General features: G+C 63.2%; 6 protein-coding genes. All 6 read left to right on the top strand.

The genetic code is table 11. The annotated features are described in order from the left end of the window. The first annotated feature begins 2,489 nt into the window (after positions 1 to 2,489). The 6 genes from ABIB25_RS27455 (at position 2,490) to ABIB25_RS27430 (ending at position 16,003) form a co-directional block, all read left to right on the top strand. Positions 2,490 to 3,749, top strand: a complete 1,260-nt coding sequence (locus ABIB25_RS27455) for a DUF6361 family protein (protein WP_354531703.1) — start codon at positions 2,490 to 2,492, stop codon at positions 3,747 to 3,749. A gap of 151 nt (positions 3,750 to 3,900) precedes the next feature. Beyond that, a complete protein-coding gene (locus ABIB25_RS27450) occupies positions 3,901 to 5,508 on the top strand; it encodes a phospholipase D family protein (protein WP_354531702.1) in 1,608 nt (535 codons plus the stop codon). Continuing rightward, positions 5,505 to 8,705, top strand: coding sequence for a helicase C-terminal domain-containing protein (locus ABIB25_RS27445; RefSeq protein WP_354531701.1), 3,201 nt, complete (start codon positions 5,505 to 5,507; stop codon positions 8,703 to 8,705). Before ABIB25_RS27450 ends, ABIB25_RS27445 begins: the two co-directional genes overlap by 4 nt. Then, the gene (locus ABIB25_RS27440) at positions 8,702 to 11,794 is read left to right on the top strand and encodes a PD-(D/E)XK nuclease family protein (RefSeq protein WP_354531700.1); all 3,093 of its coding nucleotides are present in this window, start codon (positions 8,702 to 8,704) and stop codon (positions 11,792 to 11,794) included. Before ABIB25_RS27445 ends, ABIB25_RS27440 begins: the two co-directional genes overlap by 4 nt. Continuing rightward, positions 11,791 to 15,069 carry a UvrD-helicase domain-containing protein gene (locus ABIB25_RS27435; protein ID WP_354531699.1) on the top strand — a complete coding sequence of 1,093 codons (3,279 nt, stop codon included), beginning with the start codon at positions 11,791 to 11,793 and terminating at the stop codon, positions 15,067 to 15,069. The genes ABIB25_RS27440 and ABIB25_RS27435 overlap by 4 nt, the downstream gene beginning before the upstream one ends. A 172-nt stretch (positions 15,070 to 15,241) precedes the next feature. Beyond that, positions 15,242 to 16,003 carry a protein NO VEIN domain-containing protein gene (locus ABIB25_RS27430; protein WP_354531698.1) on the top strand — a complete coding sequence of 254 codons (762 nt, stop codon included), beginning with the start codon at positions 15,242 to 15,244 and terminating at the stop codon, positions 16,001 to 16,003. The last annotated feature ends 150 nt before the right edge of the window (positions 16,004 to 16,153 follow it).

Below are 16,153 nucleotides of genomic sequence, written 5' to 3'. Positions count from 1 at the left end.
ACCCGGCCGGGCGGTGACCGGCATGCTCAACCACACCCCACGGTGGTCCCATGCTCGTGGCAACGCGGTGGTCCTATCACGCTGGCAAGCGACAGCTGTCATCACCACTCTTACGAACTTCAGCCCACCGCCGGCGAAGTCCGTGATCTGATCAGGCTGACCAGGAGCGTTGGCGCGGCGCCCCCATCGGGTCCCAGCCCGGCAACTGAGGATGATCAAGACTGAGCACATTTCCAGACTTATCCAGTGCGATTTCCAGAGGCGGTTCATTGAGAACCCTCAGGGCGGCTCAAACAGCACCTGTCGGCTCCTCATCATTGGCTACCGTTTCGGACCCTCGCTGAGAAGCAAGCTGGTCACGTAACTCACGACGTTCTCTGCCGTGACCGAGTCAGCGTCAACAGTCTCGGTCCAGCCATCCTCGTCAATGAGTTTCGACGGTAGAACGAGGGTGCGTCGCCACCAAATAATGACGACCTGTTCGACGCGGTAGGCGGCAGCACCGGTGACGAAATCCCAAGTTTTCGAAACCTGCCAGCCGCGTCGGCCCCAAACAGCAAGCCGAGTGGTGCTGATTCCGGGGCGATACCAATCTTGCGTACCCGCCTCGCAGTGTTTTCGATGAGGTACAGGACCGTGGGGGCGCTGTAATCAGTCCCCCACGCCGCGCAGAAAATGCAACCTCTGCCCCGGTAGCGGACGTTAGTCCATCTCGGCGTCACCTCATTACGGCAGACCTCGCAATGGCTTCGCCACGGCACTGCAGAACCGGGGTACGGCTCAAACGGGCGTAATCCCGCGACGGCCATGATCCGGACTGCGTCCGCAGGATCGACTGTCTGGCCGGAGCAGTATCGGCATGGCGCAGACCCACCCGCACCGATGCGAAGGACGGGGTCACCGTCCGGCCGCATGTCTCGCACCGGCAGCGCCAGGGCCGTCCCGCCCCCGGGTATGGATCCAGTGTGACCAGCCCATTGTTGTGCATCACCTGCATCGCCGTGGCAGGGTCGATCGGTGCGTTCGGTGCGCAAAACTGACAACCACCGCCACCACTGTGAATGTCGTCCCGCCGGGGCTCGACCATATTGCCGCACCGGATACATTCACACCGCCAGGGCTCACCGCTTCCTGGGTAGGGGACCAGCGGGAGGAGCTGGATCTCAAGCATCCGACGGGCGGCCTCGTCTGGGTCGACTCCGACGTGGCCGCAAAATTTGCAGGCACCTTGACCCAGCCGCACGTTACCCAGTCGCGGTGTCACCAGACGTTGGCACCGGTCGCACCGGCACAACCAGGGCTGGTTGGCGCCGGGGTAGGCCTCGAGCGGGGTGACGGCAGCCCGTTTCATCTCGGAGACCACGGCCTCTATGTTTGCGACTTTACCCGCACAGGTCCCGCATCCGCCGTGACCGGACCTTATATTAGCGTATCGGGGTCTATTCTCCGTTCCGCATCGGGTGCAGACACAGCGCCACGAACTTCCCGAACCCGGGTAAGATTCCAGCGGTTGCAGTCCCGCTTTGCGCATGAGTTGTTCAGCCTCGTCCGGCACCACACCCCGCCTTGCACAATATTTGCAAGGTCCCTGGCCGCGCTGAACATTCGAATAGACCGGTGCAACATCGCGACCGCATACCATACATCGAGCTGGCCACGGCAGGTTGTTCCGGCCGGGGTAGGGCTCCACGGGGTTGGCGCCGGCATCCAACATCACTCGAAGTAGAGCTGCCGGTGGCAAGTCAGAGCCAGCGCAGTACCGGCATCCGCCCTGGCCACGCTGGAGATTTGACCACGTTGGGGTCACTTCCTCACCACACGTCAAGCAGCGGCACCGCCATGGTGTTGAGCTCCCCGGATAGGGATCCAGCGCCTCCAAACCCGCACGAGATAGGGTCAACGCGATCTGAGCCGGAGCGATGCCTCGCGCCAAAGCGTCACCCACCTGCTTTCATAAGACGCCGCCGGGCTTAGGATCTTCCGCCTGGAACGAGGCTGCCACAATCGACCGAGCCCGCTTTTTCACATTGGCACCTACCTGAAAAGTACCAAACGGACCCGGTATTGTCGCGATATGCTTTTTTCTCTGAATTACGCACGATGACAGTACCAAACCCTGGCTTCGGAATATCCTGACGAATAGCAGAATATTCACCGGCGACGAATTTTATGGCGAAATCGGCTACCGCAGCTATAGAGACTTCTCGGTACCCCGTCTCCTCGTCATAGGACAATTGCTTGATCCTTTCCCGTAGTAGTTGAGTCTTGTCCTAAACTATACCCATAATTAGGTCGACCGCGTCAACGGATGTTCGAATGGCCGACTTATAGCAGGAGCTGCCCATCGACCAGGACATCGTATTCCATTCTTGGCCGACACGCGAAGGGATCCACAGTTAGGCGTCTTGACTGGCTGCCACCCACTCGATCGGGTGACGCCCGACCCCACCTCTTGGCACCCAGTCGGCCCATGACAATACTGACGGTCTGTGGCCGGGGGTGTACGTCCTGCGACCAACGTCGGACGCAAGAGGGGTGGGACGGTGTCACTGATCGCCTGGATGGACACGTCCCCGGACGAGCAGCGACGGGTGCGGGAGATCGTGGCCCTCTTCGCGGACAAGGGCACCCTGGACGAGTTGGGGATCGGCCAAATTCGAGACGCGTTCAGCGATTGCATGTTTCCCGGGACCTCCACCATCCAGACCCGTGCGCGCTACCTACTCTTCGTGCCCTGGATCTACGAGCGATCGGCCAAGTCATCAGCCAAGGGCACGGTCCGCAGACGCGGGGAGGCCCAGGAGCGTCGGTTCATCACGACGATGAAGCTTGCCAACCAGAGCGAAGGCCTCATCGGGAGGCAGGCCGGCGTCAATGTCAAGACGCTACCGTCGGCAATCTACTGGTCGGCGTTGGTGCGCTACGGCATCCTGACCAGCCCCTTATCGCTGGATCAGATCGGCTCGCCGGCAAGGCTGGTGACCGGCGCAGACGAACTTGTCGACCGAATCGTGGGCGACTGGTCGCCGACGTTACCGGCGCCACCGCCGACCTTCCCACAGGAAGTCGAGGGTGGCTTTGACCTCACGGCCGAGGAAGCGAGCTGGCTGCGTGATCGGATCATGCTTGCCGCGCCAGGATCCGTCCTAACCCACCTCCTCCGGTCCGATGCCACGCTCAGTGCGGATTCGACGGCACCGTGGAACGAGCCTGCCTGTACTGACGGCGATTCAGACACCACGTCGATCGTTCACCATGCCGAGATGTTCTCCCTCGCGATGGAGGGTGCTGCTCTCCTCTACACCCTGCTGGTCGCCGAACGCTACGAGGAAAGGAAGTTCACGTCCCTCGTAGAACCGACGTCCTACTACGCCGACCAACTGAAGCGTTGGGCCTCTGACCGTCAAGAATCATCCGATCAGCTCTACCGGTGGAGCACGAAGAAGATGTGGCGGATGGCCTACGACCTCGCGCCGAGGATCGGTGCCCCCACAAGACAGTTCGTCGACCAGTGGATCCAGGCCGTGGTCAGTGGGCGCGCCGATGATGCTGCAAACGACCCAGGCCTGAGGTCGATGATCGCCGCAAGAGAGTCGATGAAGAAGGGCAACCAGTCCAGACTCACCAACGAGCGGATGTTGGCCCGATGGCAAGGTGCGTCGGGCCAAGGGCGCTTGGTGTTCCGCTGGCCCCTGGTCAAGCGCCTGGTCACCGACATCAAGGAGGGCCTTGCGCGTGCTGGCACCTGACTCGCGGGCCGTCCTGCTCGACCAACTCCGCCCGCCAGTCGACTACGAACTCGAACACGCTGTGGGCACTACCTTCACCCTTGACTTGGCGTCCGCGCTGATCCCGCCTTTGGCCTTCGCAGCCGGCGCTCTCTCCACGACCAAGAACCCGATGGCGATCCTCGCGACCGTTCGAAAAGCATCGGAGCAGGTGGATCTATTCTGCCAAGCCGGCTGCATCACGGTTCCGCAGCAAGCTTCCGCTCTGATGGCGTTCCTGGAGCCGATGGTGCACACCGTACGTGCAACGCGACCCGGCCACCTCTTCCACCCCAAAGTATGGTTCCTGAAGTACCGCAACGGGAGCGATGTCAAGTATCGCCTCTTGATTCAGAGCAGAAACCTGACGCCCGATGCCTGCTGGGACGCGGTGGTGAGCGTCGACGGCGATGCCGGAACGCGGCCGCAAGCTGCCAACAGGCCGCTGGTAGAACTCCTCAGATCGTTGCCAGGACTCACCACGACGACCCTCCCGGCCGGCAGGTCTGCCCGGATTCGTGAGTTCGCCGAGGACCTCCGACGGGTCAACTGGGAACTACCCGCGGACGCTACCGACATGATGTTCCACGTCTGGGGCCTCCCGGGTACGCAACCCGCAGTCGACTTCACAGGATCGCGGCACCTCGTGGTGTCGCCGTTCCTCACCGACAACGGGCTTGCCATCGTTGCCCCCACCACGCGTGACCTGACGTTGGTGTCACGGGTTGAGTCACTGGAAGGGCTGACCGAAGAGAGCCTGAAGCGCGCGAGTCGGAGGACTATCTTCGATCCCAACGCCGACTTGAACGTCGATGACCCGGAGGACGAAAATGAAGGGCGTACCGGCCTTCTGTCCGGCCTGCACGCCAAAATTTACGCGGTCGAGCGTGCGAACCAGGCACACCTCTTCATCGGCTCTGCCAATGCGACGGAATTTGCGTTCGGAGGCAACGTCGAGATCCTGGTCGAGTTCGTGGGCCGATGGAAGACGTTCGGTGTCGACGCTCTTCTGGGCGCCGAGGGGCTCGGCCACCTGCTGCAGGACTATGACCCACCGGGTGGGCGCGCGCCTGACGCCAACGACGAGGCTCAGCGGCGCCTCGATGAAATTGTGCGCGGTATCGCGTCCTTGGACTGGCAGATCCACGTAAAAGCCGGCGAGGCCAACCGCTACGAGCTGACCGCTCGCACCGCTTCACTGGCAAACCTGCCGGACGGGTACTGGGGAAGTCTCGAGCTGCTGACGCGACCCGGGTATAGCTGTGACCTGGCCGGCAACGAGCACCTCCTCTACACCGAGGTCGAACTCGCCGACATCTCAGCATTTCTGGTCTTGCGGGTCACTTCGCCCGAGGGGCTGGTCGGCGGTGCCGTCATTCCGGCGACCTTGATCGGCGACCCACATGGTCGACTGGACGAGATCCTCGCGCGTCAGCTGGATACGCCCGAGAAGTTTCTCCAGTTCCTGCGAATGCTGCTCAGTCTCAACGACCCCTCCGCGTCCGGTTGGATGCTCGGCGAGGGCGACGGAGGAGGATCCTTCGCATCGAGCAGTGGAGGAATCTTGGAGAGCGTGCTCCGAGCGATGGCCGTGAACCCTCGAGCCTTGGACGACCTCGACGCCCTGATCCTGAACCTGCAGAACGATCCGGAACGGCGACACGTCCTGCCTCCCGGGCTCGCCGAGCTTTGGCCCGCCGTCAGAGCGGCGAGAGACATGTTGGCGAAGGACGCGCCGTGAGCCCAGAACGCTTCGAGGCAGAACCAATCCTGGCTGGCCTTAAAAACTTTCAACGCGATACCGTCGAACATGTCGTCGGCCGGATGTACGGCAAGAATCCGACCAGACGGTTCCTGGTAGCCGACGAGACCGGCCTTGGAAAGAGCCTGGTGGCGCGGGGCGTGATCGCCAGAACTATCGAAAAGCTGCAAGACGATCCAACAGTCGACCGCATCGACATCGTCTATGTCTGCTCGAATCTCGATCTGGCTCGACAGAACATCGGCCGGATGAGGGTGACTGGAGACCGGGCCCAGACGCTGACCAGTCGGCTGACCATGTTGGCAACCAACATGCAGTACCTCCGCGAGAACGACGGACGCTTCCTGAAACCGATCAAGTTGATTTCGTTCACCCCGGGCACCTCGTTCAACAAGGGCCAAAGCACCGGGCTGGTGCAGGAGCGCGCCCTGTTGATGCTGCTTCTGGACCAAGCGCTGGATCTTCGTGGGGCTCGACAGACTGCAGCTCAACGACTTCTCCAGGGCGGAGTCAAGCTTCGGGAGCGGTTCGCTGACGAAGTCAGCATGTTGAAGGGTCAGCTCACCACCGGTATCGATGAGGCAATCTCGGTCCCATTCCTCACTGAAATCAAAAAACCCATCGCCGGAGCAGCACCGCTGCTGAAGCAGTTTGAAATGTTGCTCGAGGACACTATTGGCCGCTCTGCGCTGTCCAAATCCGCTAGCGAACAGATACCCGGAATCATTTCCAGAATGCGGAATGTCCTTGCCCGGGTGAGTGTGGACTCTCTTGAGCCCGACCTGGTGATCCTGGACGAGTTCCAGCGGTTCCGGGAACTCCTTGATCCAGGGACCGAGGCCGGCGAAATGGCCGATCAGCTGTTCAGCCATCGGGACGCCCGGGTCCTTCTGCTGTCAGCAACTCCCTACAAGCCGTTCACCTATGCCGAGGAGGCAGCAGCCGGCGAGAACCACCGCGCCGACTTCCTGAAGACCATCGATTTCCTGTGTCAGGGTTGTCCGACCACCTCGACCGCGGACATCGCGAGCAGTCTTGACTCCTTCCGGGAGTCGATGATCTCGGGCGACCTGAGCCCGGTCCTCGTCGACGGGCTCCAGGACAAGTTGCTGACCGTCATGTCGCGCGCGGAACGGCCGGAGCTGACAGGAATCACGCACATCCGCGAGGTCATCACGGAGGCCGGACCGATCCAGCCCGCCGAGATCGTTGATTTCGTCCGCATCCAGGAGCTCGCCGAGGGCGTCGATAGCCAGGCGCCGGTAGAGTACTGGAAGTCGTCGCCATACTTCATCAACTTCATGGATGGCTACCAGATCCGCGACAAAGTCCTTGCAGGACTGGATAATCCGCGTGAGTCCTTACGTATCGGGGCCCTACTGGACCAGCAGCGCAGTCTCGACGCCGGCGAGATCACCAACTTTGAGCAGGTCGACTTCGGAAACGCCAGGCTGCGCGCTCTGGCCAAGGACACCGTCGGCGCAGGTTGGGAACAGCTCCTTTGGATGCCGGCCTCGCTTCCCTACCTCAGGGCGAGTGGCCCGTACGCAGGTCCGGAAATGGCCGACATCACGAAACGGCTGGTGTTCTCGTCGTGGACCGCCACCCCCACCGCGGTCTCAGCGCTGTTGAGCTATGAAGCCGACCGAAAAATCTCGGCTCTGAGCGACCGGCTGGAACTCAACACGCCGGAGGCACGCCGTCGGATAGCCACCCGCCTGACGTACCGCGTCGACGCAGGTCGCCCAGCGTCGATGACTTCGCTTGCCCTGTTCTGGCCGATGCCCGGTCTCGCTGAGCTTGGCGACCCGTGGGGCTACGCGAAGAGGTTCGGCGTCGCCCTGGATGAGAACTCGGTGGTGTCCGATCTTGCCGGGCGTCTGTCTGCCTCTCTACCGACCGGAGATACCAGCAATGCCAGCGCGTCCGACCTCTGGTACTGGACCAGAAGTGTGGGGCGATCTGACTCTTTTCCAGGGCGTCTCGACGTTCTCCGACAGGCCGACTTGGTGGCCGCTCTGGGCGGATCTCAACGAGATCCAGACGCGGAAGACGACTCGACTGCACTGGCCGCTCACGTCGCCCTCGCCTTCACCGCTACCGATGCACCGCCAGACCGGACTGCTTGTCCGCCAGATCTTGCGGAGGTGCTGGCTCGTCTCGCGCTCTTCTCGCCGGCCAACTGCGCGTGGCGGGCGCTCGGGCGACTCGCTGGCACCGACGGACCAGTCACGGACCTCGGCCGTTGGAAAGCCGCGGCTGTACTGGCTTCCGGTCTTCGATCCTTGTTCAGCCGCTGGGAATCGATTGTCCTGCTGGACTTTCTGTATCCGGAGGCGAAGATCCCGTACTGGCAGAAGGTGCTGCTCTATTGCGCGGCTGGGAACCTGCAGTCGGTGCTCGATGAGTACCTGTTCCACCTCATGCCGGCGGAGGGCACCGGGGTCATCGATGACGCCAGCTTGTTCACTCTCGCAAGCGCCGCTGTGTCGGCTCTGTCCCTGCGATCGGCCGCCTACCAGGCATTCGACCCCACGTCGCCAGAGACACGGATCCCATTTCAAGCCCGGTTCGCCGTGAGGTACGGCTCGGGACGGCAGGAAGAGAAGAACGCCCGGCCGGCGGAGGTCCGCGGCGCCTTCAACAGTCCGTTCTGGCCGTTCGTCCTCACGTCGACCAGTGTCGGCCAAGAGGGAATCGACTTCCACTGGTGGTGCCACCACCTCGTCCACTGGAACGTCCCTGCCAACCCTGTGGACTTCGAACAGCGGGAAGGCCGCGTGAACCGCTATCGCGGGCACGCTCTCCGCAAGAATGTGGTGGCTGCTCACCACCGTCGCATCCTGGCGGACCGCAGTGAGAGTCCCTGGGCTTCCGCCTATCGGATCGCCGCAGAGGATATCGACCTGCAGGGCGGGCTGGTGCCGGACTGGATGTACCCAGGCGACGCCGCAGTCGTCCGGCAACTGATGCCATTCCCGCTCAGCTCAGACATCGGGAAGCTGCGCCGCATCAAGCGCGACCTCGCGCTCTACCGAATGACGTTTGGGCAAGCGCGTCAGGAGGACTTGGTTGAGTTGCTGGCGATGACCAGCTCGAACGGGCAGGTCGATAAGCTGCGGCTCGACCTTCGGGCGCCAAGTAGAGGCGAACCTGTCGGAGGTGGCTCCGGATGAGCCTCAGCAAGAGCCGGCTGATCACTACCGCCTACGGCGCGCCGGCAATCGCGGCGCTGCGATCTCTGATGGCCGAGCTGAAATCAGCCGACCCCATGGCACCCGTCACCCTGCTGGTGCCCAACGAGATCGCCGGCATCACCGCCCGTCGAGCGCTCGCTACGGGCGTGACGCCGGGCGCGACGGGTATCGCGGGCCTGTGGATCAGCACTCTCCCCCGGCTTGCCGAGCAGTTAGCGGCTGCGAGCCTCAGTCCCCGGGTTCCGGCCACTCGAGCGTTGGTCGCCGCGGCCTGGCGGACAGCACTCAACGACAACCCGGGCCTGTTTGCCGGCGTCAAGGACCATGCGGCCACCATCAGGGCGCTGACAGAGGCGCATCGAGACCTCCGCAACCTGGATCGCGACGCATTGGAGGCGGTCGCGGCCAGTGGGGCTCTGCAGCACAACCTGATCGACCTCCATCTCGCCGTGGCTTCCGCAGTCGAAGCGACCTGCTACGACGAGGTGGAGCTACTTCACACCGCCGCGCAGCGGATCAGGGACCGTCCCAGTACCGAGCTGGGCTCGCTGGTCCTCTACCTGCCGCAGGAGTTGTCGAACGCCGAGATTGGCTTGGCCCGAGAGCTGGCAGAGAGACTCGGCTTGACCGTCCTCGCCGGTTTCGCGGGCGAGGCGACGGCCGATGCGGCAGTGCTGCACACGCTTGAAGCACTCGGATTTCATACGGGTTCGACGGCTCCAACAGCGCCGACAGCCACCGCGATTCGTCACGCCTCCGATTCGGACGACGAAGTGCGAGTCGTCGTTCGAAAGCTCATCGATTCGCTGACAACGACGGCGCCCCAGCGTATTGCCGTGCTCTACGGAAGGGCGATCCCGTACGCACGACAGCTGCACGAGCAGCTTGGCGCCGCGGGCCTGCTCGTCAACGGGCCCGGCACGCGAGCTGTGGATGAGCGAGCCATCTCGCGAGGCTTCCTCGGGATCTTGGGCTTGGGGCTTGAGCTCCGACGGCCCGAGCTGTTTCGCGCCTTGGCCGAGGCTCCGGTCCGCAACCCCGCCGGAACCGGCATGTTGCCGATCTCTCGGTGGGAGCGGGTGTCGAGATTCGCTGCAGTCGTCAGCGGTGAGGATTGGGATCACCGTCTCACTGCCTACAGCGACCTCCAAGAGGCCATGATCGCGACCGAGCAGGCGCGCGAGGATCCGATCCCCAGCCGCATCGACGAGGCGACCCGACAAATCGATTCGGCCGACGGCATGCGCTCGTTCGTACTGAGCCTGCGCTCTCGCCTCGAGCAGGGTCTCGCCCAGACCACTTGGCCGGCGCTGGCGGCCTGGGCGCTCGACCTGTTCCATGACCTCTACGGCGAGCCGTCAGACCTCTCGAACATCCCGCCGGACGAGCAGTACTCCGCCGTCGCCATCGAGCAGGCGATTCGCGCCATGTCAACATTGGCGATTGTCGAGTCAAGCGCTGATCTGCCGCGATTGGCCGAGTTGCTCTCGCATGAACTCCAGTCGGCTCGGCCACGGGTGGGCCGGTTCGGCGAAGGGGTTTTCGTCGGTCCGGTCTCGGCGGCGGTGGGTTTGGATCTCGACGTCGTCTACGTAGTTGGCCTCGCCGAGGACACCTACCCTGGTCGCAGCCATGTCGACGCCCTCCTGCCCGATGGAGTCCGTGATGCGGTTCCGCAACTCTCCGGCAGCAAAGACCGAGTAGGACAACAACTTCGCCAGCTACTGGCCGCGTTCGCCGCGGCACCACAGGTGGTGGCCACCTTCCCGCGGGGTGACCTGCGGCGCAGCACCCTGCGACTACCCAGCCGATGGCTGCTGCCAAGCCTGCGTCAGCTGTCCGGCGTCGAGAAACTTGCCGCAACCCAGTGGGAGACCGGCCAATCAGCAGCAATAGTCGGCTCGCCGTCGTTCGCAGGTTCGCTACTGAGGACCACCCGATTGGCGACCGCCCAGGAGTGGCGAATCCGTGCCGCCGGCGTCGGGATCCTCCGCGACCAGCGGGTCTACGCAGCGGCTTCCCTGATCGAACAGCGCCAGAGCCCGGACTTCACCCGCTTTGACGGAAACCTGACCGGGAGCGCGGGACTGCCGGACTTCACCGCTGCGGATCGACTGGTGTCCCCTACCCAACTGGAGTCCTACGCAGTCTGCCCGCACGGGTACTTCATGAAGCGGCTTCTACGGGTGGAACCACTTGAACAACCCGAAGAGCTCATCACCATCAGCCCTCTCGACATTGGCAACCTTATCCATCAGTCGATAGATGAGTTCGTCCGCGGGCAGGCGCACTCGTTGCCGTCGTTCGGGGTGCCGTGGACGGAGAAGCAACGGGCAGAGCTTGTCGAGATTGCCTCGAGGAAGGCGAGCGACTTCGAAACCCGCGGATTGACCGGACATCCCATGCTGTGGGCGGCCGAGAGAGTGCGGATTCTGTCAGATCTGGCCCGGATGCTCAGAGACGACAACGAATGGCGCCAAGGGCGCGAAGCCGAGGTGTTGACGACCGAGCTCACCTTCGGGTCGGACGGGCACCCGGCTGTCGAAGTCGCCCTTCCCTCTGGACGGGTCGTCAGGATGCGTGGTAGCGCGGACAAGGTGGACCGCGCCCGCGACGGGACCTTGCTTGTCACCGACATCAAGACCGGAAGCCCTCAGAAGTTCAGCGTGCTGGAGAAGGACCCGGTCGCCGGCGGCACCCTTCTGCAGCTGCCCGTCTACGCGCATGCCGCCCGCCAGTCGTTGGGTGACTCACCGGTCAGCGCCCAGTACTGGTTCGTGCGGAAGGGACGTGGTGCAAACGGTGTACCCAGACGAATTGTGATTGAACTGACCTCCGCAACCGAGAGCCGGTACGCAAAGACCTTGGAAGTTCTGGTCGATGGCATAGCCGGCGGACTGTTTCCGGCCAAGGCTCCGGAGCAGGCGGACTTCTCATGGGTGCAGTGCCACTACTGCAATCCCGACGGTATCGGGCACGGTGAGGTGCGTGAAAGCTGGGAACGAAAGCGGGGCAGCACCATCCTCGCTGACCTGCTGCAACTGATCGACCCGGAGGTGACCGCGTGAGCCAGACCAGCCAACCTCTGGGCGACAGCGACGCCCGGACCAGCATCCGCGACCGCACGGACGCGACCCTGTTTGTCGACGCAGGCGCCGGCTCCGGCAAGACCCAGTCTCTGGTCGGACGGGTGACCACGCTTGTCCTGCGAGATCGCATCCCGTTGTCCGGCATCGCAGCGGTGACATTTACCGAAAAAGCAGGCGCCGAGCTGCGCGATCGGCTGCGAGCCAAGTTCGAAGTGGCCTGGCGAGACGATCCAGACTCAGCTAAGAGGTTAACCGCCGAGCAAGCGCTGTCGGATCTGGATTCGGCAGCCATCGGCACCCTGCACTCGTTCGCTCAGCGCATCTTGACCACCTACCCGATCGAAGCCGGACTGCCGCCCTTGATCGAGGTTCTTGACGAGGTTGGCACATCCGTTGCATTCGACGAGAGTTGGTCGGTGCTGCAGCGCGAGTTGCTTGATGATGCCGAGCTATCGGAGCAGCTGCTCCTGGCGATGGCGTGCGGCACAAATCTCGAACAGCTCCGTTCCTTGGCCAAGGCCTTCGGATCCGACTGGGATCTGGTCGAAGACCGTGTCATCGGTGTAGCGCCGACGCCAACGCCGCTTCCGGACCTGAGTGGGCTCGCCGACGAAGCCGCCCGGCTGGCGCTGCGCTCCAACGAATGCACGGACGCCGGCGACAAATTTCTGCCGTCACTTGCCAACCTTGGGGATTGGGCTGCCGCCGCTCGTTCAGCCGACACAGCTCGAGATCTGGTCGACGTCCTGCTCGCAGCACCGAAGATCAAGCTGAACGTCGGGCGCAAAGCGTCCTGGCCCGATCTGGCTGGTCTGAAAATCGAATGTACCGATTTGACGAGTCGCATGGCTGACGCACTGGCATCCTTTACAAATGCGACATTGCGTCCGTTGGCGCGATGGATCGCCGAACAGGTCCTTCGGTCCGCCGCCGAGCGCGCCGCAGATGGCCGGCTGCAGTTTCACGACCTGCTGGTGCTCACTCGTCGGTTGCTACGCAACAACAGCGACGTCCGCGAGTCACTGCACCATCAGTACCAACGGTTGCTCCTCGACGAATTCCAGGACACAGACCCGATTCAGATCGAGCTGGCTGTTCGGATTGCGGCGGGCGCGAACGGTGGGGACGACGACTGGCGCGATGTTGAGGTCCCCGCCGGCTCGTTGTTCGTCGTCGGCGATCCGAAGCAGTCCATCTACCGGTTCCGCCGCGCCGACATCCGCACTTACCTCGCCGCACAGGAACAAGTCGGGGATACCGTCGCGCTCACCACCAACTTCCGCACGGTCGCTCCGGTGCTCGACTGGGTCAACGAGGTCTTCGGCACGCTGATCACGTCGGTGGAGGATGCTCAACCGGCCTACCAGCCGCTTTCCACCCACCGGACAGCGGTCGGCCATGGCGATGCGGTGACGATCCTCGGGCTCGAGGAGCATGCCGTGAAGCTCACTGCAGACGCGCTTCGCGAGGCGGAGGCAGCGGATGTGGCCGCGGTGGTGGGCCAAGCTCTCGCAGAGGCGTGGACAGTGATGGACCCCGCCACCGAGGAATGGCGGCCGATTCGACGATCGGACGTCGCGATCCTGCTGCCCACGCGCATCGCGTTGCCCTTCCTGCAGGAGGCACTCGATCTCGCAGGTGTCCCTTACCGGGCGGAGTCCAGTTCCTTGGTCTATCAGGCTGCCGAGATACGTTCCCTGATGGCGGCAGCCAGAACCTTGGCCGATCCGACCGACCTGCTCTCGTGCGTCACCGCTCTGCGTTCGCCGCTCTTCGGCTGCGGCGACGACGACCTGTGGACGTGGAAGCAGGCCGGTGGATCGTTCAACATCCTGGCTACCGTCCCGAATGAGCTCGCCAACCATCCGGTGGGCGTCGCCATGTCCTACCTGGGGCACCTGTACTGGCGCAGCCGCTGGATGCCGCCCAGCGAACTCCTGGCCGCCATCGTATCCGACGGTCGAATGCTCGAGGTAGCAGCCACCGAAGCCCGAGCTCGCGACGTCTGGCGGCGCCTCCGGTTCGTTGTCGACCATGCTCGAGCGTGGTCGGAAGCTCAGCACGGCGGGCTCCGGGCCTATCTCGCGTGGGCGGCCAGACAAGGCGATGAGACGGCCCGTGTTGCTGAGGCCGTCCTACCGGAGCTTGACGTCGATGCGGTGCGGATCATGACGGTGCACTCCGCCAAGGGCCTTGAGTTCGGGATGGTGGTGATGGCCGGGATGACCTCGGCGCCACGCAATCGATCCGGTGTGGAAGTGATCTGGCCCCGTGACGGAGGTTGGGAGGTCAAGCTGAACAAGCTGGTGCAGACCAACGACTTCCAGAATGTCCAACCCCTGGATGAGCAGATGGATCAGTACGAGCGCATTCGTCTGCTCTACGTGGCAGCGACGAGGGCTCGAGACCACTTGGTCGTGTCGTTGCATCGCAACCCCACCGCTGTCCAGACCAGCGCGAGGGTCCTGGCTGACGGCGGAGCTGGGCAAGCCTCAGATTCGGTCGGATTCTTGGCAGTCACCCCTGAGCCGCCGCGACCGGCTTCCTTCGAACTGCTCCCGCCTCCGGACTTTGGCGAGTGGGAGGCCGAGCTCGACGAGATCCAGGCTTCGACCCGGGCATCTTCGGTCATCAACGCGTCCGGGTTGGAGGGCACCGACCCGGCCGGCCGTTCGGCTCAACGGACCGGTGCTGACCCTCCGCCGGTTGACGAGCCTGCGCATCCGGGCGCTGCGAAAGGCCCCCGCGACGTCGAACTTCCGCCGTGGTCGAAAGGCCGGTACGGCACTGCAGTCGGGCGCGCCGTGCACGCTGTGCTTCAGCAGATCAATCTCGCCACCGGCGAAGGGCTGGCCGAGGCAGTCAGTGCGCAGTGTGTTGCCGAGGGTGTGGTTGAGCTGGCAGAGGTGGTGAGCGGACTGGTGCGCTCGGCGCTCAGCTCGCCCATCGTGACCAGGGCCGTCGAGCGTCAGCACTGGCGGGAGTCCTATGTCGCCACCAAGCAGCCCGATGGCGTCATCCTTGAGGGTTTCATCGACCTGGTGTACCGCGAGGACGACGGGTCAGTAGTGGTTGTCGACTACAAGACGGACGAAATTCCTACAGGAGGGATTGGACGGCGGACCACCTACTACCGGCCCCAGATCGACGCGTACTGCAGAGCGGTGGCCGCAGGTTCAGGTGCATCGGTCCGCGGTGTCCTTCTGTTCCTGCAACCTGGCAGTGCGGCGTTCCCGGTCGAGGTGATGAAATGACGGGCCACGGGTGCAACGCCTGCGCAGTAAACACGCGTTCAGTCGGTTGCCGCCGCGGGCGGACTCGGCGTTCTATGCCCGTGCGGTCGTGGACGTCGCGCAGCTGGGCGGCGCGCAGGTGTCGATGGCTGTCCGGCAGGATCCGTAGGCAAAAGCGTGCAACAGTAGCGATGTGGCGATCACACCTCAACGCGTCCTTCATGACTACCTGTTGCTCGCGCTCGAAGCGCTGGGAGGTAGCGCATCGAAGCGTTCGGCATTGAACTGGATGGACGAGCACTTCGGCTCAACGTTCACAGGCGAGGACCGGCAGAGTCAGCCGACGCGCAACGAGGCAAAGTGGGAGAACCAAACGGCTTGGGAGCGGGACAGCATGGTCAGGGCCGGGCTGCTCGCTCCATTTGAGGCAGGGACAACGCTACGTGGTCAATGGACGCTCACCCCGCTCGGACGTTCAATCGCATCTCGACTGACCGCTGCCATCGCGTCCAGCTCTTCGGACGCTGGCTTCACGACCGGGCAGGCGCCGCTTCTGGATGCTCAGCGGCGAAAGAACATCGAAGATGCGGCGCAGGAGCGACTCATGGACGAATACCGAGCCAGGGGCTGGGAAGTTGTCGACACTCGCGTCGGACATCCGTACGATGCACGCGCAATCAAAGGAGACGCTGTTACCTACTTGGAGGCCAAGGGAACAACATCACAAGGTGAATCAGTGATCGTTACGCGTAATGAAGTTGCATGGGCACGCGAGCACCCGAATGAGTGCGTCCTGGGGATCTTAGCCAACGTCCGGCTCGACTTAGAAGGAATCGTAGTCGACGGCTCAGGAGAACTGCGCATATTTAAATGGTACCCCGACCCTGAGGAACTCGTAGCGATTCAATACAACTGGCAACCCTCGCTTTCGCAGTTGCTACCTACACAGACCTAGTATGCATGCTTCAAGTCTTCTCAAAGCGGGCTTGAGCGGGAATTTTCGAGGCTATTTCGGTCCAGATGATCGGGTGGCAGTGGTTATTTACAGCCGTCGATCAACACGCCGATGGCAGCTGTGAGCCCCTTAACGTTGGGGGTTGTGGTG

Source organism: Nakamurella sp. UYEF19 (assembly GCF_040546275.1).
Lineage (GTDB): Bacteria > Actinomycetota > Actinomycetes > Mycobacteriales > Nakamurellaceae > Nakamurella.
This window is presented reverse-complemented; position numbering and strand designations above follow the sequence as displayed.